The 20,976-nt window shown below is 35.9% G+C and carries 18 protein-coding genes; 14 read left to right on the forward strand and 4 right to left on the reverse strand.

From position 1 onward, the window contains the following. Nucleotide 1: 1 nt before the first annotated feature. Entirely contained in the window at nt 2-196 is a 195-nt protein-coding gene (locus LX92_RS13850) for a helix-turn-helix domain-containing protein (protein ID WP_109651623.1), read from the reverse strand. Between the two features lie 330 nt (nt 197-526). Between LX92_RS13850 and LX92_RS13855 the strand changes: the two genes are divergently transcribed. Next, a complete protein-coding gene (locus tag LX92_RS13855) occupies nt 527-3,883 on the forward strand; it encodes a TM0106 family RecB-like putative nuclease (protein WP_109651626.1) in 3,357 nt (1,118 codons plus the stop codon). Between the two features lie 35 nt (nt 3,884-3,918). Here LX92_RS13855 and LX92_RS13860 read toward each other — a convergent pair whose 3' ends face one another. The 3 genes from LX92_RS13860 to LX92_RS13870 form a co-directional block, all read right to left on the reverse strand. Continuing rightward, nucleotides 3,919-4,482, reverse strand: coding sequence for a tyrosine-type recombinase/integrase (locus tag LX92_RS13860; RefSeq protein WP_109651628.1), 564 nt, complete (start codon nt 4,480-4,482; stop codon nt 3,919-3,921). Nucleotides 4,483-4,621: 139 nt separating this feature from the next. After that, nucleotides 4,622-5,305: an ATP-binding protein gene (locus LX92_RS13865; RefSeq protein ID WP_109651631.1), complete on the reverse strand. Its 684-nt coding sequence runs from the start codon at nt 5,303-5,305 to the stop codon at nt 4,622-4,624. Further along, a complete protein-coding gene (locus tag LX92_RS13870; protein WP_109651634.1) occupies nt 5,283-7,361 on the reverse strand; it encodes an integrase catalytic domain-containing protein in 2,079 nt (692 codons plus the stop codon). The genes LX92_RS13865 and LX92_RS13870 overlap by 23 nt, the downstream gene beginning before the upstream one ends. Before the next feature lie 161 nt (nt 7,362-7,522). Between LX92_RS13870 and LX92_RS13875 the strand changes: the two genes are divergently transcribed. The 13 genes from LX92_RS13875 to LX92_RS13935 all read left to right on the forward strand — a co-directional run bounded on the left by LX92_RS13875 (nt 7,523) and on the right by LX92_RS13935 (nt 20,900). Continuing rightward, nucleotides 7,523-7,870 carry a helix-turn-helix domain-containing protein gene (locus tag LX92_RS13875; RefSeq protein ID WP_109651637.1) on the forward strand — a complete coding sequence of 116 codons (348 nt, stop codon included), beginning with the start codon at nt 7,523-7,525 and terminating at the stop codon, nt 7,868-7,870. A gap of 236 nt (nt 7,871-8,106) precedes the next feature. Further along, complete coding sequence (locus tag LX92_RS13880; protein ID WP_146197836.1) at nt 8,107-8,721, forward strand: hypothetical protein; 615 nt, start codon at nt 8,107-8,109, stop codon at nt 8,719-8,721. Nucleotides 8,722-8,955: 234 nt separating this feature from the next. Then, nucleotides 8,956-9,486, forward strand: coding sequence for a hypothetical protein (locus tag LX92_RS13885; RefSeq protein ID WP_109651643.1), 531 nt, complete (start codon nt 8,956-8,958; stop codon nt 9,484-9,486). A 157-nt stretch (nt 9,487-9,643) separates the two neighbouring features. Continuing rightward, nucleotides 9,644-10,399, forward strand: coding sequence for a hypothetical protein (locus tag LX92_RS13890; RefSeq protein WP_146197837.1), 756 nt, complete (start codon nt 9,644-9,646; stop codon nt 10,397-10,399). Nucleotides 10,400-10,691: 292 nt separating this feature from the next. After that, on the forward strand, nt 10,692-11,468 hold the full coding sequence (locus tag LX92_RS13895; RefSeq protein WP_109651648.1) for a copper resistance protein NlpE N-terminal domain-containing protein: 777 nt from the start codon (nt 10,692-10,694) through the stop codon (nt 11,466-11,468). Nucleotides 11,469-11,704: 236 nt separating this feature from the next. Beyond that, nucleotides 11,705-12,277, forward strand: a complete 573-nt coding sequence (locus LX92_RS13900) for a DUF7010 family protein (RefSeq protein WP_109651651.1) — start codon at nt 11,705-11,707, stop codon at nt 12,275-12,277. 143 nt (nt 12,278-12,420) lie between these two features. Next, the gene (locus LX92_RS13905) at nt 12,421-13,527 is read left to right on the forward strand and encodes a helix-turn-helix domain-containing protein (RefSeq protein ID WP_109651654.1); all 1,107 of its coding nucleotides are present in this window, start codon (nt 12,421-12,423) and stop codon (nt 13,525-13,527) included. An 86-nt stretch (nt 13,528-13,613) separates the two neighbouring features. After that, entirely contained in the window at nt 13,614-14,981 is a 1,368-nt protein-coding gene (locus LX92_RS13910) for a S41 family peptidase (protein ID WP_109651658.1), read from the forward strand. A gap of 215 nt (nt 14,982-15,196) precedes the next feature. Then, nucleotides 15,197-16,024 (forward strand): 3-keto-disaccharide hydrolase, encoded by an 828-nt coding sequence (locus LX92_RS13915; protein ID WP_170117853.1) that lies wholly within the window; start codon nt 15,197-15,199, stop codon nt 16,022-16,024. A gap of 357 nt (nt 16,025-16,381) precedes the next feature. Further along, a complete protein-coding gene (locus tag LX92_RS13920; RefSeq protein WP_109651664.1) occupies nt 16,382-17,098 on the forward strand; it encodes a VIT1/CCC1 transporter family protein in 717 nt (238 codons plus the stop codon). A gap of 134 nt (nt 17,099-17,232) precedes the next feature. Beyond that, a complete protein-coding gene (locus tag LX92_RS13925; protein ID WP_109651667.1) occupies nt 17,233-18,159 on the forward strand; it encodes a PD40 domain-containing protein in 927 nt (308 codons plus the stop codon). A gap of 94 nt (nt 18,160-18,253) precedes the next feature. Continuing rightward, nucleotides 18,254-19,906: a serine hydrolase domain-containing protein gene (locus LX92_RS13930; RefSeq protein WP_109651670.1), complete on the forward strand. Its 1,653-nt coding sequence runs from the start codon at nt 18,254-18,256 to the stop codon at nt 19,904-19,906. 178 nt (nt 19,907-20,084) lie between these two features. Continuing rightward, complete coding sequence (locus LX92_RS13935; RefSeq protein WP_109651673.1) at nt 20,085-20,900, forward strand: class I SAM-dependent methyltransferase; 816 nt, start codon at nt 20,085-20,087, stop codon at nt 20,898-20,900. The last annotated feature ends 76 nt before the right edge of the window (nt 20,901-20,976 follow it).

The raw sequence follows: 20,976 nt of genomic DNA on the forward strand, positions 1-20,976 counted from the left end.
ATCAATTCTTATTTGAGACAATTAAATCTTTAATATCTACATTTAAAATATCAGCAATTTCATTAAGTATTTCTAAGCTTGGTTGTCTCCTATTTTGAACATAAGAATTGACCATATTATAGCTCTTGCTTAACTTTTCCGACAGCCAAACTTGCTTAATTCCTTTCTCTTCAAGTACCTCTTTAATGCGATTCATTATTTATAGGATTTTCAAAAATAAAAATAGCATTATTAACTGGTTATATATCATATTTTGAGATAAAAAGAAATCATCTTCATAGTATTCTAAACGTTTAACACATATAAAGTAATCTATTTTTAGAATCCCTATTTCACCAAACAAGCTTAAATTCAACCTAATTGATAATCTTAATTTTCTAAAAGAAACACAACTATTTCTAAATAGTATTTCGAATTTAAGGGTAACATTTTAAATCACATTACGGTTTTCCGTAATGTGATTTAAAATGTTACCCTTAAATTACTGCTATGTTATCAAAAACACTCAAGAATCTAAATCGCTTCTATGAAATATAAGAACAACCAAATTACTTATAGTCCCTCCGATTTATCTTCTCATAGTAGTTGTAAGCACCTTACACAGCTAAACAAGCAACATGTAAGAGGAGAAATTGCAGATCCTGAAATATATACAAATCGCGTACTTCAAATGCTACAGGAAAAAGGTATTGATTTTGAAGAAGGTCATCTGCAGGCAGTTAGGGACCAAGAAAAATCTATTGCCGAAATTAATATAGAGGATCCACATGCTGAGAAGCATACTATTGAAGCTATGCATAAAGGCGTGGATGTTATTTATCAAGCAAGGTTAAAAGAAGATGGTAAATGGAGCGGCTGGGCTGATTTTTTAAAAAAGGTTGATCGACCAAGTGCTCTTGGTAATTGGTCGTATGAAGTATGGGATACCAAATTAGCAAATGAAACTAAAGCAGGTACTATACTTCAAATTGGTCTCTACTCGGAACGTGTAGCTTCAATACAAGGCCTAACTCCCGAGTACATGGGTGTAATAAAGCCTGAGGGAGAAGAAAAGTATCGATATGATGAATATGCTGCATACATAAGATTGGTAAAACGAAACCTTGAAGATGCAATTTTAAAAGAAGAAGACACATACCCTGACCCTGTTAGTCATTGCGATATTTGTAAATGGTGGAAGAACTGTAATGCCGTTAGAAGAAAAGATGACCATTTATCTTTCGTGGCAGGATTAGGAACTTCCCAAGCAAAAGAATTCAAACTACATGAAGTTGATACATTGGAAAAACTAGCCAATTTAAGTTTACCTGTACCTTTTAATCCCTCGAGAGGAGTAAAGGAAACCTATAATAAACTTAGGGAACAGGCAAGGCTGCAATATACAAGTAGGCAAAACGGATATGAACCCATATACGAAACCTTAGATGTTGAAGAAGGTAAAGGGCTAAGCAAACTGCCGAAACCATCTGTAAATGATATTTTTCTCGATTTTGAAGGGGACAGAATGGTTGAGCCAGATGGTCTTGAGTATATGATTGGCTATGTACATAAAGGTAAATATCATGCCCTTTGGGCTAAAAATGAAAAAGAAGAGAAAGAGAATTTTGAGCAATTTATTGACTTTGCTTTTAAACAGAAACTAGAAGATTCTTCGCTTCATATTTATCATTATGCACCTTACGAAGTCACCGCTTTTAAACGGTTAATGGGAAAATATGCATCTCGTGAAACAGAGATTGACACCTTTTTAAGATCGCACACATTTGTGGACCTCTATAGTGTTGTTCGTCAGTCAGTACGCGCTAGTGTGGAGAAGTACTCAATCAAGGACTTAGAAGTGTTCTTTGGTTATGAACGTAAGATGGATTTACGACAGCTCTCAAGTCATAAATGCCAATTAGAGCTACTTCTTCAAACTAATAATATTGATAAATTAACAAAGGAAATCAAAGATGCCGTCCAGCTATATAACCAAGATGACTGTCAATCATTAATACGCCTTCAGGAATGGTTGGAAGAGATTCGGATGAGTCTTATAGAACAAGGTGAAAATATTCCAAGACCAGAGGATGATGATGGCGCAGCAAGTGATAACATTACTGCTCATCAAGAACGTATAGAACCCATTATGAATTCTTTACTAGATGGCATACCTTCAATAAAAGCAGAACGAAACGATGTCGAGCAAGCAAGATATATTCTAGCCCATATGTTGGATTGGTATCGCAGAGAAAAGAAGTCTTTTTGGTGGGAGTTTTTCCGTTTGAAAGAGCTACCAGAAGATCAACTTTTAGAAGAACGTAAAGCGATTTCATTTTTAGAATATACAGGCAATAGAGAGCCAGAAAAACTAAGTGTTGTAGATGAGTATAAATTTCCGCCCCAGGAATGTGATTTGCGTCAGGGTCAACCTGTAGAAGATCAGGAAAATAATAAAATTGGCGCTATTCATGAGATTGACGTTGAAACAGGTGTGCTGCGAATTAAAAAAGGTCCCTCTAAAAAAGATATGCCACATCCATTTTCGGTTATCAGTTTGGAAAGCGTCAATTCTAGTGTAAAAGAAGAATCAATTATTAGATTGGCCGAATGGGTTGTTGAAAATGGAATGGATAACGAAGATATGACCTATCGTGCGGCTAGGCAATTACTGATGAACAGTCCTCAAAGTATGATAGAAGATAGAACGCATTTTGAAGATCTTTTTGAAAAAACATATGATTTTGCATCTAAACTAAACCACAGTTATTTGCCCGTTCAAGGTCCGCCAGGTGCCGGCAAAAGTTTTACAGGAAGTCGCCTTATTATTAGATTGATTAAAGATGGTAAGAAAATAGGTATTACAGCTCTTAGTCACAAGGTCATCTCTAACTTGTTAGCAAAAATCTGGGAAGCAGCTCAAGAGGAAGGTATCAGTATTCAAATGATACAAAAGGTTAAAGTGGATACAGAGGAAAGTAAACCATGGACCTTGGTTAAAGATGAAAGTCCCATCCAAAAAGCTATTGGTAGTGCTGACGTTATTGCCGGAACATCTTTCATGTGGAGCAAACCAACTTATCAAAACAGTGTGGATTATCTTATTGTTGATGAAGCAGGTCAATTATCTCTGATTGATACTTTAGCTGTTTCTCATAGCTGCTCTAATCTTATTTTATTAGGAGATCCACAACAATTAAAACAGCCACAGCAGGGTGTACACCCGGACGGCACAGAGGTATCTGCACTTGAAAATGTATTACAAGGAGAAAAAACTATTTCTGATGAACAAGGAGTATTTTTGGCTGAAACTTGGCGTATGCATTCCTCAATCAATACTTTCGTTTCTGAACTTTTTTATGAAAACAAATTAAAATCAAAAGATCACCTGGATACACAGCGAATAATAGGCTCACGGTATGCCGGAGCAGGAATGTATCTTGAAGAAGTTGAACATGATGGAAATACTAATTCATCGTCTGAAGAGGTAGATAAGATATCGGAAATTGTTGCGCACCTAACGGATGGTAATGTTTCCTTTATTAATGAAAATAATAAAAAAGCTAGCTTGACAATTAGCGACATAAAAATCATTACCCCTTATAATGCACAAGTACAGGCTATTAAAAATCGTTTAACTGATTTGGAAGTTGGTACAGTTGATAAATTTCAAGGTCAGGAAGCTCCAGTTGTTATTTATTCTGTAGCCACTTCTAGCTTAGAGGAAGCCCCGCGTGGAATGGAGTTTTTGTTTAGCCCAAATAGATTTAATGTTGCAGTTTCAAGGGCTCGCACATGTTTTATTATGGTGGCAAACCCATCTATTTTTGAAGCTGAATGCAAAAGTCCGCATCAAATAAAGTTGGCTAATGCCTTTTGTAGGTTTAAAGAACTTTCAAAGTAAATTTTAAAATATTAGTTAATTAGATATTCGCCTAATTAGCTCCAGAGTTTTTCAAACCTACTACTGACTACTCTAGTATAATGTGCGGTATGCTTGGGGTCTCTATGGCCAAGGTAGTCCTGAATTAATCGCAAATCATATCCTTTGTTCGCCAAGTAAAAACCACAAGAATGCCTCAAAGTATGCGGATGGACTCTTGGTAAATTTGCCTTCTCCCCTACTGATGTAGTAATATAATTTACAGCTTGCCTGGTTAATGGTAGTCCTCTTTCATTTATAAATAACCAGGGTAGATTATCTTTGCGAGAATTTAGATATCGTCTTATAGCCCTCAGTTCATCTCCTGATATGGGATGCTCAACTGAAAGACCATTTTTTAGTCTATTTATCCAAACTCTTGATTCTTTTATATTGACATCTGATTTTTTCAAGTTTACAGCTTCACTTACTCTTAATCCATGACGATAAATCATAAGTAACAAAAGGTAATTCCTTTTTGGGTATCGAGTCTTTTTTGAAGCCTGAAGAAGTAACTTCATTTCGGAGTCACTCAAATAGTCTTTGGTTCTTTCATGTGCATCTGCAGTTACATTTTCCATACTCTTTACATTTCGCCCGTTGGAAGATAATTTTAGATATTTGGCAATCCCAATGTAATATAAGTTAAAATTCAACTACTCTTTACATAATACGGATTTTGTAAAGAGTAGTTGAATTTCTTTTCCTTTAAATAAAATGTCAATCGTCCAAAGCGTTCAGACCATTTCCATAAAAAAGGTAATTGTGTAAAGCATTAATGAGATCCCCAATAGTTTTCAAATTAAAAAAATGTTCTTTAAGAACGGATTTGTTAGTTACACTATGATCTTTACAAACTGAAATGATTTCATCTCTTGTTAAATCATCCATCTTAATGATCATATTCAATCTTCTATAAAATTCCGGAACTCCTTCTAAAGATCTTGAATTCCAACTTTCGATCTTATCTAAATAATATCCTGGTCCAGAAAGCACTATCCCTAACTTATCATGAGTTAAATCCCTAAGCTCATGAATGAAACTATATTGATCATATTTAAACTTTCCACCTTCATCAATAATCAAAAGATGGCTTTCATCCAATTCCTGATAATAGCTCTCAAGCCAGTTCATAAAACGATGTATATTTCTCCTTTTATCTAAATTATAAAGATTCTGTAGCCCGTAAAAAAAATCCTTGATACCCATACTTTGCCTAACCCTAATGTACTTTACTTGATATGGATTCGAATTTTTATAATACTCCAAACCAACCGTTTTACCAGAACCAGGTTTACCTACAATTGCAAAAAACTTATGATGTGTTTGAGCCATTTCACATGCGTTTTGAATCACATTGAAATTATGCAAACTATAGCGCCTATTTTTTGGAGGTTGTTTCATCTTTCAAAATTTTGAATTTTGTGTTCCTTTTGGGTTTGGGAGTGTAAATTTTTAGTTCACCAGTATAAGGATTATTCCCAATGGTATCGAAAAATCCTTTATCATCCAGTTCTTTAAGCCTATAATCTTTGAGGGCATCTCTTATCAAGCCCTTGTCTTGCATTCTTATTGCTTTCATCTTTTCGATAAGCTCATCATCCATACTAAGGTTTGGCAGCTCACTCAAATACTCTTCAGTATCAACGGCTTTCTCAAAAATTCCTTCAAAATTATCTTTGATTCTTTTAGTCATTTTTTCATGAAAATGTTGATAAGCTTTTATTTCATTGTTCGTATATGTTATTTGCTTTATGGACTTGTCCCTTTGAAGATTAATCAAAAAATTACCTTGAGAGTCGAAAAGATTGATTTCCTCCATGGCCAATGGTTGATAGTAAACATGGACTTTTGTTCTATTGAGTTTATTTGCCCATTTTGAACTCCATATCGTATAAGCATATTTTCTGCCATCCAGAACAAATTTCACTTTGGATCTAGATACTTTAATTCTCTTCATTTTACCAAAAATAAAAGCTATATCGAAGTTCTTAAAGGTTCTCGTAATTCCCTTTTTCCCTGCTCTAAATAGTTTGTCAGGAATGCCATCAACAACCTTTGAATAATTTGTGTTATAATTGTTGATTTCTTCTTTTATAAGGTCAATAAATTCTATTCTGCTAATCAAATATTTCTTGCTTTTGTAGAGTGCTTCCAAATGTCTGTTCTTTCTACCATTTTTTCTTTTTGATTTGATTCCCTCGCCCAAAAATCCTACATGATTATTGAGGTAACTTTCCTGTAGAATTCCAAACCATCGTTCTATATGCCCCTTATCACCTGGGTTATCTACTTTGCAATGCCTCACATTAACACCAAAATCGTTTAGTAAGTTCGTTAAGTTTTCGAATTTATAATTAGTATAAGCTGAGCCGTTATCACAGACAATATGATTCGGGACAACATGATTCTCAATAAATGCTATTTTAAGGCATTCTTTTACTGCTTCAAAGTTTTCAGAATCTGCAAAAGAGTACCCAACGATCTTTCTAGTATGGACATCCATCATTGCACATAAATTCAAATAACGTATCTCTCCATCTTCTTTAAAGGGAAAATTAATTCTCGTTGAATCAATTTCGTAAACATCTCCAACAGCCTCCGGCTCCTCTCTTTCCAAATAAGGGAATAGATTATTTTTTGCATAGGCCTTTCCATATCTTAAGGCATCCCACCTGTTTTTCATCTCAACATCAGAACAGATTTTGTACACTGTACTTAGTGATATAGTGAGTAACCCCCTGGCCCTTAAATCACTATTCACAAGTTTATGAATCTTTGGAATATTATATCCCTTTGGGGTCCCATAGTAAAGCTGAATCAAACCCCTGACCATTATACTAACTTTGTAAGGTTCTCGACCATTAATTTTAAAATCATGTATCAAGGTTTCGGGAATACCTTTTTTCTCGCATTGTTTCATTTTTTCCCAGAAATACCTATAGCTATTTGTCTTAAATATTATATGAGGTAATTTCATATAGGCGTTATATAGCTCTATTTTTGGGACACCTTTGTATCTCAATCGTATGGTAAGATTAACTATATAATGCGTTTTAGCATATGCCCTTTTTTGATTTTCCCCCAACAAATAGCCTGAATACATAGGAAGATACCTCACCCAATTTCCTTTTTCGAACCAAAACTTTTTGAACTGTCCCTCCCAATATGAATTACCCCTATCTAAATCATCAGGTATTGCATTGTTCAAAATTTTCTTTGCTTCATCGGAATTACGAGGCAAACCATACTTTAATATCAAATTTTTAGGAATGGAGTTATAAAATATCCAGATCATATTATCTCCCAATTCTTTTTTATTAGCAAAAGAGAATGCCTTACCTTTATTATATCGTGAAAGATGGTTTTCAAGCGTTCTAGGATTATATCCGTTATCGACTAAAAACTGTTTTGACACATAGGTGTCATTATTGATGATTCTTAGATATCCTTTTTCCATAAATTATATATTTATTATATATTTATAACGCTTTATAGTTATATTTATACATATATTGTATATTTTAGATTATCATTTTATGATACACTAACTAATTTAATAACTATTTTTTACATTATAACTGTTTTTAGTTATAATATTCGTTTTATATTACTTTTAATATGATATCTAACAACATTAGAACGTTCCGAAAAAAAAGGAATTTGACACAAAAGGAATTTGGTGAAATCTGTGGTATATCACAGGTTCAGATAGCTAGATATGAAAGTGGTAACACAAAACCATCAAAAAAAATATTAGCACGAATAGCACAAGGATTGGCCGTACCTATGGATAAACTCCAAGATAAAGAAAACCATAATGACCCAGATTTAGAAACTTTAAATCATCAATATAATGAATTGGTCGAAGTCCTTAAAGACAAAGAATATATTATGGCATTATCCAAAATCTTTCGATCTTTCTATATAACCTGTCATGCAAAAGTTGAATTGGAAAATGACATTTAATCTACAGTAATTCTCATTGAAGATCTAATATTCATGCACAATTGATTGTAACACCTTCTACACACTTTAAAATATAGATTATCTCAAACAATTACGAATACAATGCACTGAATAACATAAGCTTATGTTATTATTTTGTTTGAAACCCGTGACCTATACTAAAATAAAGGCCACAGTTGATAAACCTAAAATAGAAATAGGTGTAATTGCACACATATCCATACGTTGGCAACAATATGAAAAAATCAATATTCATATTACTATTTGGACTCTGTGCCTGTAAATCGGGATTAGATTCCTCTCCGAAAATGGAATTGGAATCTTTAAAAAATTGTATTGAGTCAGAACAAAGAGAAATTCTTGAAATGGTGGTAGAATCATTTGAAATGAAAATTCAAAAACAATATCCAAAAATTTCAAAGGAAAAAGGTTACTTCGAATTCATTACGGATTGGAGTAACAAAAAACTAAATAAGGACTTTTTTAACGATTCACTTGACTTGAAAGTCCGCAGTTTGAATTTATGGACAGAATCCATTCGTTCGGATAAGGACATGGAATTAGAGAAAAAGTTATTCAATGTTGACTCAATGAATCCCGTAAGGTCTAAATTAAATGTCGAGTTTTCGAACTGCCTGTCTAAAACTATGGACTGGAGAAATGGTATTAGCAACTTTTTACGGGTAAATTCAAAATATCGAATAAGTCCAAGGCATGCTCGAAAATATTTATATGGAACAAGTGAATATGATTTAAAGAATTTTGAAAGTAGATTGGCTATTGTACTTGGAGTGTATTATCAAACCATGTTCAACATAAAAAATACTGTTGCCAACAAAGCCCAAACGTAATGCGGACTATAGGGCTAAATAGAAAGGTCTGTGTATATTTATGAAGTCGCTAAATCTTTGGGATTTAGCTTTGAACAAACAAAAAATAAAACTAAACAATAAGCTTTAGCTTCATGTTAAGACGGAAACTGGCCAGCGCGCCAACTCGCCCGTTGCTAACGCAGACGGCGTACCTCCACAGTGCGCTTAACTAAAGCGTTCTACCTAATTCAACTATTTCAGACAAAAAACAATATGAAAAAGATTATCCTCCTCCTTTTTTTTATTCTTTTAACAAGCTGCGCATCTAATTTAAAAGAGAAACCTAAACAAAATTTTTCCCTTGAAAATCAACTAAATTCCTTAAACTACAAATTAGTTTTACCGGAAAAATGGCATCCTTATCTTGACCTTCACGGAAAAATAGCCTATAAGCCAATAAAACACTCGGATAGATACCCTAAAGTCTCCATTAGTATACGACGTATTCCACCGGAAAGGCGCAAACACCTTACTTTGCGCGAATTGGTTGATGAAAATTCTAATAATGTTAAATATCTTAAAAATTATTCGAGCAAAAAAAAACTAATTCAAACTAAGTTTGGGGAAACGTATGTTCTTGATCAAGCATTTAATTTAAACTCAAAAAGTTCTATAATAAGAAGTACATATTTTGAATATAAAGGAAATTACTACTGTTATATTTTTTATTCAAAGGCAATATCATTTAATAGATATATTGATGATTACGGCTTAATATTTGAACAATTTGAGTTTAGAGATTAATAATTTAAAGGGATACTTAATACAAACTAAGCCCATCAAAAAACTGAGGTAAAAAGCAAACAAATTCTTCCTTAAGCTGTAGCCGTATTTTAGGATGTAATTATTTTGAAAACATCGAATTCAAAAGTGGGTTAAGAAACTAATGAAATTATTATAAGTGGAAACAGAAAAAATAAGACCCTGTAATTTCAAACCTATGGAGTTTCAGTATACCAGACTTACTTGTGAAGTTTGGACTTTAAAGGAAATTGCTATTCTAGGTACCGACCCAGACACTAACGAGACTATAAAAATAATGCAATGTTTCAAATGCAAAACGTATTGGAAAGTATTCGAAGAATACGATAGTCATCATGGTACAGCTAGAGTATGTGTCAAAGAGAATGAAGAAATTGAAATTTTTAATAGAAATTACAGCTTTGATTCCAGTGAAATTATAGATATAAGAAAGACCACCAGCCTAAATAACAAGAATAACCAGATAATAGAACCTCCTTTACCAAACAAAGTTTATTCAAAACAATCAGATAATAAATTTAAAATACTATTACTTACTGCTTTAATAACCAGCCCTATTTGGGTTCTTTTGTTTTTCCATTTTATACCCGATAAAATTTCGGAAAATAATCTTTATGAGGATGGCATAAAAACTGTCGCAAAAATTGAATTCTATACAATAGAAAAAGAAGCTGGTAGTGGGAAATTAGGAGGACAGAATAAACATGATGTAAAAATTGCCAATTATGTTTATCGGGATAATCATAACAACGAATTTAAAGGCAAAGTGAAGTCTGGTCTAGTCCCCATTTCGCTTGATAGTACTATACAAGTACTGTTTCTCGAAAATAATCCGAGTAAGCATTTGGTTATTAAAAGAGATGGCAATGGTGTATTAGGCAAGCCTAGAGAATAAAAAACGTAGCCAAACAAAGAACTGAGGTAAAAAGACAAAAGACCAAAACCCCAAGGTTATACTACACCATGTTTCAAAGGCGTATGACCAGGGAAACCATTACAAGGTGCTCCGTTGAAATGAAAATACCGGTAAACGTTACAGGTTTAAAAGAATGCTTTTATCTTTGAAGCCTAAATCTTCAAATTACGCTTTATCAAACACCATTTGAATTGCAAGACCAACATTTGGCCGTGAGTAACGGCCCTGCCTAAAACACGATAAACACACCGTAACCATTACATATACAAAGATGAAAACAACATCATTACAACCCGTCATCGCCCTACTGGCCATAGTTCTCGCACTTTCTTCCTGTTCGGTAAAAAAGAAAAAACCAACAAACGATTTTGAGGACCATCACACCCCGGAAATAGCATTGGATTGGCAGGGGCGCTATTATGGACTTCTACCCTGTGCCGATTGTGACGGTATTGCAACCCAATTAGACCTCAACAACGACCTTACCTATGTTCTGACCAAAGTTTGGAAAAAGAACGGCACGGCGTTGTCCGATACCTTAGAAGGAAAATTCACATGGCAAGGAAACCGTATAAAGCTCGACGGTATGGCCGACCAAAGCAGCGCAGCCACCTTTAAGGTAGAAGAAAACCGCGTACGCCAATTGGACATGGACGGAAATGAAATCACCAGCGAATTGGGGGCACATTATGTATTATCGAAAATGGGAAATTCACAAGTTGAGGATAAGAGATGGCAAATAGTTGAACTCAACGGAAAGCCGGTAGACGGTTCCCCAGAAACACACTACCTTATTTTTCATTCCAAGGAAGGCCGCCTTGAGGCCAAGATGAATTGCAATGTACTCTCTAGAAGCTACAGGATCACCGATCGGTTCAAGATTACCATGGACCAAGGTATTTCTACAATGATGGCCTGCCCGGACACTCTGGATGCCGAATTCAACAGAGCCCTTGACATGGCCGACAACATTGCTGTTGGCAACGGCACAATGACGATCAACAAAGCGAGAATAGCCCCTTTGTTAAGCCTTAAACTAGTGGAGTAAGGGGCTCGTTCTGCTCCGAAAGGGGCAAAGCCCCATTTTTATATGGAAAGTCCATTACAAGTGTACTACGTCTGGTATCCCTATGGAAATTCCTCGCGCATAAACCCGCAACGAACCACAGACCGGTAGCCTCCATGTAATACAACTCAGATAAGCAAATCGACATTTCGGAAATTTATAATAGTAAGGTTGTACTTGGCTGGGTAATATTGCCTTTAAACCAACCTAAACATATTATGAATACACCCGATTTAAAAAAATTGAAATTGGAATTGGCCCTGAATGCCAAAAGCGGAATTGATTTTATTATTTCCGCCGCTATGGTCTGGGGTGCCATTGCCTATATATGGACATTACCCAAAGAAGCATATAGTAAAAGCATCCTGACATTCTACGTTGGAATTACCATGCTACCCTTGGCCCTTCTACTGTCAAAAATCCTCAAGACGAAATGGACAACAAAAACAAATCCCTTACAGCCATTGGGCATGTGGCTGAATTTGGCTCAACTCTTTTATTTCCCTTTTCTGTTCTTTATTTTGAGGGATAATCCAGATTACTTTGTAATGACCTATGTAATCATTACAGGAGCGCACTTTTTCCCGTATGCCTGGTTCTATGATGAAATTGGATACGCCATTTTTGCTGGTATCATAGCGGTTGGGGCTTTAGTGGTTGCCCTTAACGTAACTGTGGGGGACATGTACTTTGTACCCTTGTATATGGTCTTATGTCTGCTCGTATTGACTGTATGGTTACTTATATCAAACAAACGAAAAAGAAGGAGCGCTAATGCCGTGTTCAATTAAGGACTTGGGTAGTGTTACTTAGAAATTCGGTAGGATTACCCTAACGTTCAGCTTCCATTTGCTAAATTAGTGCCGAGCGACACGCACCGAGCCATATACAAACCGTTGGCAATACCTTAAATGGCAAGTCAGAAAATAGTTAAATGAAATTTCTTCAGATTCTGTTTATCGTAAATATAATCTTTGGGTTTGCCCTTGGGCTGACCATACTATTTAAACCTTTCCTAAAAAGTAATACCAATAAATATTTAGGCTATGCCGTATTGATCGTTTCGTTCATAATGTTAAATATCGTATTGAAAGAAACAGGATTTTATGACGAATATGATCTCCTGTATATTCTTTACGATATAGAATGGATTTTTCTCTTTCCTGTTTTTATTTTCTTTTTTGTTCTAAAGAGTATTGGCCACGAACTTACCACTTACAAGGAGCTTCAATTATTATACGTCCCCTTTATTATTTCAGTGCTTGTAAATCTCATCAATAACCTAGAAAGGGATTTTGGCTTATTCACTTTTAACAGTGAAATACTATTACGTATGAAAACCAGCTTCTTTTCCATTGAAAATTCCTTTGTCTACATGTACAACGTTTTTTTAATGGTCTGGTTGTTTTTTATCTTAAAAAGATATAATGAAAAAAAGGATGGTGGTTGGTTGTGGCGCCTATGGGGTATCATTAGTGCACTAATCGTGCTTTGGATTGTTCTGGATTTTACCGAAAACATTATTTTAAGCAATGTCATAACGATGTTCTCTGCCATATTGCTTATTGGACTTTCCTTTTTTCTATACTGGATTTCGTATACTACGATCTACAGACAAAAATTACGCACGGAAGCTCACGAGATAAATACAATACTTCAAACCCAAGACCGAGATTTCAGTAACACAAAAAATACAACCCCTATAAATGCCCATTTCGAAAATTTTGAAAACCTCTTCAAAAAAGAACACGTATATCGAAATCCAAATATCACGAGGGAATCCATTGCCGAAAGATTGAATATCAGTGCTGGATACCTCTCCCAATTGATCAGTTCCCATTTGGATGATAATTTTTCGAATTATGTAAACCAATATAGGGTAGACGAGGTAAAAAAAATGCTTTGTGATGATGCCTTCAATAAATATAACATTGAGTCTATTGGCCTGGAAGCTGGATTTTCATCAAAAACAACATTCTTTAAGGTATTCAAAAAGAATACCGGAATGACTCCGTATCTCTTTAAAAAACGGAACAAATAGGTACCCATTTCTTCAGTTATGACAAAATGATACTCCCACTACACCAGTGACACTAGTTTTGGGGTGAATTAAAAAACCTTGAAATCATGTCACTACCAAAATTAAACCACAAAGTCATTTTCCAAATCGTTTTGATTATCTCATATATATGCCTTACCGGTTGCACCAATAACGACGATACGCCAACAGGTACCGTAGACTTTTGGTATACGCCCCAAAAAGGTTATGTTTTGGAAAGATCGGCGGAAAACATTAAGCTCTATGGTGTCTCTTCTTCTGGATGTACGCTGATTGATGATGATCTAATACCGGAAAACTATGCAGGAATCCAATTCAATTCAAATGGTGACCAACTCATTGGTTCATCCAACTTACTGGCGGGGGATATCATTTTTGACAAGCTTATTGATGATAGTGATTTCTGTGATTTCGATGTCCTAGTGCCATCCAACGATCCTCAAGTCAACTTTCAGTATTTCTGGGATATTTTTAACGACTACTATGCTTTTTTTGAGTTGCGAAATGTAAACTGGCAAGATAATTTGGCACTTTCATCGATGGTCACATCAACTAATTTATATGAGGTTTTGGAAAGTATGACCACCCCCTTAAAGGATGGGCATGTAAGTATTGTGAATGAAGTGGTAAACATCAATTCAAACCGAACGAATCTATTGGAAATCATGAATTCCAATTTATCATCCAGCGATGCCATTGAGACCACAGCTGAGCTTTTTTTGGTTTTAGGCCAGCGGATATCATTCATCAATTCAAATTATCTGAATGGTCAATTCAATACCGATAGTAACGGTAATATGATTTGGGGGCTTATCAATAATGAAGTAGGTTATTTCAATGTCGTAACAATGGAAGATTATGCTGCGGTGGATCAGGAAATAGCCACCGTAAGCAACCTAATGGACCAGGTAATGGAAGATGTCCAACAAGCCAATATTGATCAATTGATCATTGATTTAAGATTCAATACTGGAGGTCATGACGGTATCGCATTGGAAATAGCCTCTAGGTTTATCACGAATCCAAATCCTGTATTTACAAAAAAATCAAAGAACCGAACTGGTTTTACCGATGGGCAAACCATTACATTGGCTCCTAAAGGTGACTTTCAATTTTCGGGAGGGATTGTTTTACTAACGAGTCCCGTGACTGCCAGTGCTGCGGAAATTTTTGTAATGTGCCTAAAAGATTTACCCAATGTTACTATTGTCGGACAAAATACGAACGGGGTATTTTCTGAGATTTTAACGCATCGCTTACCCAATGGAACCTTTATTGGACTTTCCAACCAGATCTATGCCGATAATTCAGGAAATGTATTTGAAGGCATTGGCATTGGACCAATACAAGAAAACAGAATTCCGTTTTTAAGCACCAATGATTTCAATAATAGCACTGATAGCGGAATAGAAAGAAGCTTGGATATTTTTGAATAAGACATTGTCAATACTATATAACCCCAATTTGTTTCACTGTTCGCTTCGCTCGGAACGTTGGAATTCCCTACCTTTAAACTATGGCTTGGTAATGGCGGAATGGTCCTAGCGGACGATTCCAAAACCTAACCATGGTCCAACCCTTTCTACATCTAAAAACAGCTATTCCATTAAAGACCAAACACCCCTATTATCATAAAAAATATGCATCACCAATGAAAGCAACCAAATTGTTTTTTACCGTCCTATTGCCTCTTGGAATTTTTCTTTCATATTCTGGGACAAACGAAAAAAATGATCCAACCCTAAAAAAGCCAAACACGAAAACGTTAATCGCCCCCAACGAATCCCTGTCGAACACCGGACAATGGGTGCCATTGTTCAATGGCCGGGATTTGGAAGGTTGGGAAGTGAAATCGGTGAAAGAAGATCAACATTATAATTTTTGGAGTGTAAAGGATGGGGCTATTGTCGTTAACTCCATGGGTGTAACAGATCATGATTATAATTGGTTGCAAACCAAAAAGGAATATGCCGATTTTGAATTGAAGTTGAAATTTCAATCCTATAGGGAGAGTCCAGGGAATAGTGGCATTCAAATTAGAAGTCGTTATGATAGCGATGGCACGGCCAAAGGGTCTGTTTATAAGGGATGGTTGGACGGACCTCAAGTTGACATCCATCCAAAAAAACCATGGCGGACCGGTTTTATCTATGATGAAACACGAGGACACCAGCGTTGGATTTATCCTGATCTACCGGATTGGAATATTGATAAATCGACTTATGCACCAAAGGAGGTTCGCCATTATTTCAATGATGAACCTCCCCATTGGAATGATTTGGTCATTATTTGTAAAGGAAATCATATTACTACCATTGTCAACAATCTTATCGTGGCGGATTACGATGGCAAAGGAGTATTGGATGATCGTTGGCATCAAAAATACGGTGTAGATACAAAAGGCTTTATTGCGCTACAACTACATAAAAACAATCAACTGAAAATGGCCTTTAAGGACATCCAAATCAAAGCGTTGTGAAGTTGATACCCTGTGACATCCTAAAACCCTTTGAATGGCAAATCCTGTAAAAATCATAACCTCTATTTCTTAGACGTTTTGGGAATAGCACTTCCAATACATACAGTATTGGTTCGTCAGTACCAAGGTTGTGGCTCTGCTTTCCTCAGTCCTATGTTCACGACCAACAAGCTTGCCGCTTACCAATGGTTCAAGGTGTTACCCCAGAACACAAGGGACTTGCACCCTCTAGATTAATTAACTACTTTTCTGTAGTTAAAAAGGTCCATACCGGTACCACACAAAATCGAAACCACATTAAAAGCCGTTTAGCCAGTCACAGTGCCCCATTATAACCAACCGTTGAACACTGATAAAATGAATGAAACCACAAAGAATATTGATAATTACTTGGACAACCATTATATCCACAGAAGTAATTGGCTAAGAGCAGCAGTTCTTGGGGCAAATGACGGAATTTTGTCGACTGCGAGTCTTGCAATAGGTGTTGCCGCTGCAAGTGACCTTAGAGATCCAATTGTGTTAGCTACTTTAGCGGGATTAGTGGCTGGTGCCTTATCAATGGCAGCAGGAGAATACGTTTCGGTAAGTTCCCAAACAGATGTAGAAAAAGCTGATATTGAAAGAGAGAAAATAGAATTAATAGAAACACCTGAAATTGAATTACAGCTATTAGCTGAAATTTATGAAAAAAGAGGATTAAAAAAAGAAACTGCCCAAACAGTTGCAAAAGAATTAACGGAACACGATGCATTGGGTACACACATAAGAGATGAACTGGGGCTAAATGAAATAAGTAAAGCCAAACCAATGCAAGCCGCTTTTGCTTCTGGGGCCGCGTTTACAGTAGGTGGACTGCTTCCTTTCCTAGTCACGCTCTTTCTTCCCCTAAAAAGTATGGAATATTCCCTTTACGGTTTTGCCCTGTTTTTTCTAATGATTTTAGGAGCATTAGCAGCCAAAACAGGCGGTTCAAGTATCAAAAAAGCAATTATACGAATTACTTTCTGGGGTACTGTGGCCATGGGATTGACAGCGCTGGTAGGATATATGTTCAATGTGAATCTCGGATAAAAAACCGTACCTCACACGGTGCGTAAAATATTGCCTATTACTGTTGAACCGAAAGGTTTTTACCTACTTATGAAGACCGATAAATATTTATCCCAAAGCATCGGAAGGCATTTTAAAAATTTTAAAAATCACCAATGAGAATAATACCCCTTTATATAATTTCACTTCTATTCCTATTTTCATGCTCATCAAATGATGATGAAATCAATAATCCACAAAGTGTATATCCTGAATTTGGTTCAGAAATAGAAGTAGTGATCAATGGCCTATCCTTTGATGCAATGGAACCATTTATCTCACCGAATGGGAACTATCTATTCTTTAATAATTTAAATGATGGTATAAACACAAGGCTATATTATGCGACGAAAGTCAATGATTCCACTTTCAATCTTGCTGGGGAATTAACAGAAGCAAACCAAACAACACCACCCCATTTGGATGCCGTTGCCGATATGGACGTTAATGGTAGTTTTTATTGGACATCAACAAGGAATTATCCCACGGAACTAAATAACCTTTTTCACGGTACTTTTAGTTCTGGAAGTATCCGTGACATTGAAAGGGTTCAGGGTGACTTTAATAGGAATACACCGGGTTGGTTAATAATGGATCATGGAATAAGTTTAGACGGACAATATCTGTACTTCAACAACGCAAGGTTTGATGACCTGAATTGCCAAGGTCCTTGTGAAACAACCATTGGAATTGCACAAAAAGAAAATGGTTCAACGTTTAGTACACTTCCAAATTCTGCATCAATCCTACAGAACATCAATGATACCAATTATATTTATTATGCGCCTTGTATAAGTAGTGATGACCTGGAATTGTATTACACACGATATTTAAAAGGAGAAATTACATCGAGTACTGTTTTTGAAATATGCGTTGCTGTGAGAAATGACCCTACCTCCGAATTTTCAATTCCAAGCGTTTTATTTTCGGAGACTATTTTGAATTTAATAGAAGCCCCTACCCTAACGGTAGATAAAAACATCATGTACTATCATCAAAAAACAGCTGATTCCCATAAAATAATGATGCGATATCGAATTTGAAATCAACAAAACCATATACAAGACGATAGCCCCATAAGACCCAGACAACTGTAACAATCCGAAGAAAACAAACTCATTAACGGAAACCAACCCTATGAATAGAATAGCGTTTATTTTTATCCTATCATCCTTTTGCCTAGCGACAAACTTTGCAAGTTCCCAAGATTTGGATTCCCAAATCGACAAACTATATCAAGTCAATACGAACGAACCCGGATTTTCCATTGCTGTATACAAGGGAGATAAAATCATCGTTGAAAAACAATATGGAAGTTCCCATCTTGATTATAATATTCCCGTTACAAGCGAAACCGTTTTTGATATAGGTTCAATTGCGAAACAGTTTACGGCAGCAGCCATCTTACTGTTGGAAAACCAAGGGAAATTATCCATAAAGGACCCAGCGTACAAATACATTGATAATCTTCCTAGATATAAAAAAGGAAACCCCACCATTGAGCAGTTATTAAACCAAACAAGTGGAATAAAAGAGGTTGATCCCTATCTTGAAATATGTGATATTCATTGGAGGGATTACATAAGACAATCCATGCTCGTCAATATCATCACGAATATTGAAGAACTTCATTTTACGCCTGGGGAATACTTTTACTACTCCAATGCCAACTATATTTTATTGGCTTCCATAGTTGAAAAGGCATCGGGAATGTCGTTTGAGGACTACCTGCAGACAACTATTCTTGAGCCCCTTAACATGCACCATACCATTCTTAATGTGGATGTTTACAGAACCATTCCAAATCGGGCTATTGGCTACACAGTGGATGAAGGTCAGTTTTACAAAACACATCAATACGGCTTGTATTTTGCTGGCGACGGACAAATCATTACCAATCCTGAAGATATGTTTCAATGGCATAAGAACATCAAAAATTCAACCATAGGAACACCTGAAATTTGGAAGAAAATGTTTTCAAAAGCCAGATTGAATGATGGAACGATCATCAATTTTGGTCTAGGAGTGGAATTTGAAACGCACAATGGCTATGAGGCAATGGGATTTGACGGTATGATCAGTAGCGGATTCGTATCAAAATACCTGTATTTCCCAGAACTGGACATTGCCTTTTTCACGACCCAAAATACCTTTGATTGGGATTTTAAAGACCGCTTTTTCAAGCTTATTGATTTATATATTCCCCCAAATAAGGAAACTGAAAACAAATCCCATGATCATAAACGAATAAAACTATCACGCCAAGCATTAAAAAAATACGAAGGTTCCTATTTGTATTATTACAATGATGTGGACCGAAAAGCCAACAATATAAAGCTAGTGGACGATCAGTTACACGTGCTCACTTTGGATGGCGATAAAATCACGGAACTGATTCCGTTGGGCAACCATAAATTTTTATTCGGGGAGGACGATAATGCCGTGGTCACCTTCAATCTCAGTGAAAACGAAAAACAATACACCTACGATGAATTGGAAAATGAAAAACCCTGGGTATTTAAAACGTTTCATCCTTACGGACATTCTGAAAAAGAACTAAAGGAATATGAAGGACACTATTTCAACAAAACGTTTCAGATTAGCAAGAAACTTCAATTGGAAAACGGAAAACTCTATTACTATTACAGAAATGGTGCCTGGAAATATGAAATGAATTCCCTTTCAGAAGATGTGCTTGAAATACCCATAAGTCCGGTTGAATTTATCAGAAATAACAATGATGAAATCGAAGGGTTTAAAATTATGGGATTACTATTTGAAAAAATATAACCACCATGGCTAAAAGTCGGCAGAATCAATTGTAGGTTTTAGTTTATATACGAATCTGGAAGCGTGGGGTTCGCGTTACGATACTTCTAGATACCAATCGGTTTAATTAAGAACTTTGCCCCGTGACTGACCGTATACCCCAGGTCTTAACGTGCATTTCAAAACTTATATCAGAATTATGAAACCAGAACAGGACTATATCGAGATAAACAGGCGTTCTTGGAATAACAGAACGGATGTTCATATGCAATCGGAGTTTTATGACCTTGACGGTTTTCTAAAAGGCAAAACTTCATTGAATGCCATTGAACTCGGCCTACTTGGCAATGTTCAGGGCAAATCCATTTTACACCTACAATGCCATTTTGGACAAGACACAATTTCCTTGGGTAGGCTTGGGGCACAGGTCACCGGTGTCGATTTATCCGATAAGGCCATCGAAAAAGCAGGACAACTTGCCAAGGAAACCGATTCAAATGCAAGTTTTATCTGTTGTGATATCTATGACCTTCCCAATTATTTAGACAAACAATTTGACATCGTATATACGAGCTACGGAACTATTGGATGGTTGCCCGATTTAAACAAATGGGCAAAAATCATTTCCAAATACCTAAAACCAAACGGACAATTGGTCTTCGTGGAATTTCATCCCATTGTTTGGATGTTTGATGACAATTTTGAAAACGTAGCTTACAATTATTCCAATTCCGGAGCCATCGTGGAAACGGAAAACGGAACCTATGCCGACAGATCAGCGGACCTAACCCTAGAATATGTAACGTGGAACCATGGTTTAAGCGAGGTAATAAATGGTTTGATCCAAAATGGGCTTGTGATAAATTCGCTCGATGAATTTGATTATTCCCCCTATAATTGCTTTAACAAAGCGGTTAAAATCGACGAAAAAAAATATAGGATAGAACACCTAGGGAATAAAATTCCCTTGGTCTATGCCATAGTGGCGACAAAAAATACCGCTCACAGCGTATAGGGAAACATTAAAACTTTTTTTATACCTTGTGTAACAGGCACATAGCTACTTTCTGGGTCAACTACAACATCCTATG

Source organism: Maribacter polysiphoniae (genome assembly GCF_003148665.1).
In the GTDB taxonomy this organism is placed as follows: domain Bacteria; phylum Bacteroidota; class Bacteroidia; order Flavobacteriales; family Flavobacteriaceae; genus Maribacter_A; species Maribacter_A polysiphoniae.

Coding starts and splice junctions, on each gene's coding strand:
- LX92_RS13850 (WP_109651623.1), bottom strand. CDS start 196: ATGAATCGCATTAAAGAGGTACTTGAAGAGAAAGGAATTAAGCAAGTT.
- LX92_RS13855 (WP_109651626.1), top strand. CDS start 527: ATGAAATATAAGAACAACCAAATTACTTATAGTCCCTCCGATTTATCT.
- LX92_RS13860 (WP_109651628.1), bottom strand. CDS start 4,482: ATGGAAAATGTAACTGCAGATGCACATGAAAGAACCAAAGACTATTTG.
- LX92_RS13865 (WP_109651631.1), bottom strand. CDS start 5,305: ATGAAACAACCTCCAAAAAATAGGCGCTATAGTTTGCATAATTTCAAT.
- LX92_RS13870 (WP_109651634.1), bottom strand. CDS start 7,361: ATGGAAAAAGGATATCTAAGAATCATCAATAATGACACCTATGTGTCA.
- LX92_RS13875 (WP_109651637.1), top strand. CDS start 7,523: ATGATATCTAACAACATTAGAACGTTCCGAAAAAAAAGGAATTTGACA.
- LX92_RS13880 (WP_146197836.1), top strand. CDS start 8,107: ATGAAAAAATCAATATTCATATTACTATTTGGACTCTGTGCCTGTAAA.
- LX92_RS13885 (WP_109651643.1), top strand. CDS start 8,956: ATGAAAAAGATTATCCTCCTCCTTTTTTTTATTCTTTTAACAAGCTGC.
- LX92_RS13895 (WP_109651648.1), top strand. CDS start 10,692: ATGAAAACAACATCATTACAACCCGTCATCGCCCTACTGGCCATAGTT.
- LX92_RS13900 (WP_109651651.1), top strand. CDS start 11,705: ATGAATACACCCGATTTAAAAAAATTGAAATTGGAATTGGCCCTGAAT.
- LX92_RS13905 (WP_109651654.1), top strand. CDS start 12,421: ATGAAATTTCTTCAGATTCTGTTTATCGTAAATATAATCTTTGGGTTT.
- LX92_RS13910 (WP_109651658.1), top strand. CDS start 13,614: ATGTCACTACCAAAATTAAACCACAAAGTCATTTTCCAAATCGTTTTG.
- LX92_RS13915 (WP_170117853.1), top strand. CDS start 15,197: ATGAAAGCAACCAAATTGTTTTTTACCGTCCTATTGCCTCTTGGAATT.
- LX92_RS13920 (WP_109651664.1), top strand. CDS start 16,382: ATGAATGAAACCACAAAGAATATTGATAATTACTTGGACAACCATTAT.
- LX92_RS13925 (WP_109651667.1), top strand. CDS start 17,233: ATGAGAATAATACCCCTTTATATAATTTCACTTCTATTCCTATTTTCA.
- LX92_RS13930 (WP_109651670.1), top strand. CDS start 18,254: ATGAATAGAATAGCGTTTATTTTTATCCTATCATCCTTTTGCCTAGCG.
- LX92_RS13935 (WP_109651673.1), top strand. CDS start 20,085: ATGAAACCAGAACAGGACTATATCGAGATAAACAGGCGTTCTTGGAAT.